3 protein-coding genes are annotated in these 1707 nt (G+C 62.4%); all 3 read right to left on the bottom strand.

The window, feature by feature from the left end:
- Positions 1-759 (bottom strand): IS66 family transposase (locus U5771_RS34995; RefSeq protein ID WP_322028156.1); only part of this gene is annotated, 759 nt, incomplete at its 3' end.
- 31 nt (positions 760-790) lie between these two features.
- On the bottom strand, positions 791-1141 hold the full coding sequence (tnpB, locus tag U5771_RS34990; protein ID WP_017335001.1) for an IS66 family insertion sequence element accessory protein TnpB: 351 nt from the start codon (positions 1139-1141) through the stop codon (positions 791-793).
- Positions 1117-1659 (bottom strand): transposase, encoded by a 543-nt coding sequence (locus U5771_RS34985; RefSeq protein WP_111020922.1) that lies wholly within the window; start codon positions 1657-1659, stop codon positions 1117-1119. Before U5771_RS34985 ends, tnpB begins: the two co-directional genes overlap by 25 nt.
- Between the last annotated feature and the right edge of the window lie 48 nt (positions 1660-1707).

Raw genomic sequence — 1707 nt, 5'->3', positions numbered from 1 at the left:
TGTCTCGTCGCCGTAGATCAGGTCCGATTCGAGCAGCGCGTCGCGCATCAGGTTGATCACCGGCTGCGTGGCCAGTCCCACCCGCACCACGCTGGCGGCCAGCGTGTTCGACGAGATGTCGCCGCCGAAGCGACGCAGCAGCGTGGCTTGGCGATACAGCGGCATACCGTACTGGTACTTGCCAGTGATGATCCACGCCAGCGCGGATTCCGTGAGCAACCCGCGCGGGATGATACGCGCTGGCGCCGGCGTGACCTTGATGCCGAGATCACAGCACGGGCACGCGTACTTGACGCGCTGGTGCTGAACGACGCGGACCTGCTCGGGAATCACGTCAAGCTGTTCGCTCGTCTCGACGCCGATCTCCACGAGGGCATAGCCGTCGTGCGCGCAGAATCGTTCAGACTCAGGTAGTTCGTGCCGCACGACCTCGCGCGGCAAGTTCGGATCGAGTGGTTTGCGTCCGCGCTTGCCTCGCGTGTGGGCGGCGACAGACGTGCCGGGCGCGTCCTCGCGCGCGGGCGCATCGGTAGTGGTGGCCAATGCTTCAGCTTCGTTGAACAGGCCGAGTTGGTCGGCATGGCGCGCCTCGCTAGAGGCGCCGAACAGTTCGTGCTTGTAGGCCCGCAGCTTCTCTTCGGCCAGATCGCGCTGGGCCGTCACGAGTCGAAGCTCACCGCGCAGCGCATCGCGTTCGGCGCTCGCGGCAATCAGCGCTTCGTACTCCTCCGCGCTCAACATGACGGGGCTATTCGGCATGGCCGATTAGACCATGCCACCTGCGTGGTGTTCAGCTCATCCGCGCGTAATATCGCTGGGGATGCTTCTGGATCACGGTCAGGTCGATTCCGTCGAGCAGCCAGTGCAACTGCTCGGCATTGAGCGTGATCGTGTCGCTTCCGTTCGGCCAGATGAAGCGATCGGCTTCGAGTCGCTTGAGCAGCAACCAGAAGCCGTTGCCGCCCCAGCCGAGAATCTTGATGCGATCGCGACGGCGATTGCCGAAGACGAACAGCGCTGAGGTCATTGGGTTCAGGCGCATCGCCTGTTCGACCAGGATCGACAGCCCGTTGATGCCCATGCGGAAGTCGACCGGATCGCGATGCAGGTAGACCTTCAGCCCTTCGTCGAACCGGAACACGGCAGCCTCCCGAGCATCTGGATCACCGTGGCCAGCTCATCGACGCTCGCCTCGCCAAGATCAAATTCGACACCATTCGACAGGCGCACATGTAACGAGAGCGCCATCAACGACGTGTCCGGTGGCAGTACAGGGGAAACGGCAGGCACTGTCGATGGCGCGGTGACGACAGGGACAAATGCCTGCGCTTCACTCACCGGAACACGACGCGCTGGGCCTGGGATGTCGATCGATACGCCGTCTATCACCAGCGGGTCCGGTCTCATTGGTGTTTGCAGCGTATGCTGCTGATGGCGCGAGATCCAGCGACGCAACTGGTTCGGATTAACGTCATGGTCCATGGCCGCCCGGGCGATCGATACCCCCGGCCTCAGGCAAAACTCGACCAGCTCCCGCACGGCATCTTCATCAAATTCCCGCCGGCCATCCCGTCTGCGGCCAACCACCAATCTGCTTCGAAGGTCCTGTTTCTCTGTCATCACGGTCTGAGTGCATGTGTCCACGCGGACACTTAGCATCTGACCTTCTGCCTACCATTGGTAGGGCGTCGTTTATTGACGGCTTAC

The sequence above is a fragment of the Burkholderia sp. BCC1977 genome (genome assembly GCF_905339595.1).
Lineage (GTDB): Bacteria > Pseudomonadota > Gammaproteobacteria > Burkholderiales > Burkholderiaceae > Burkholderia.
The sequence above is the reverse complement of the archived record's forward strand: the minus strand, read 5'-3'. Positions and strand labels throughout refer to the sequence as shown.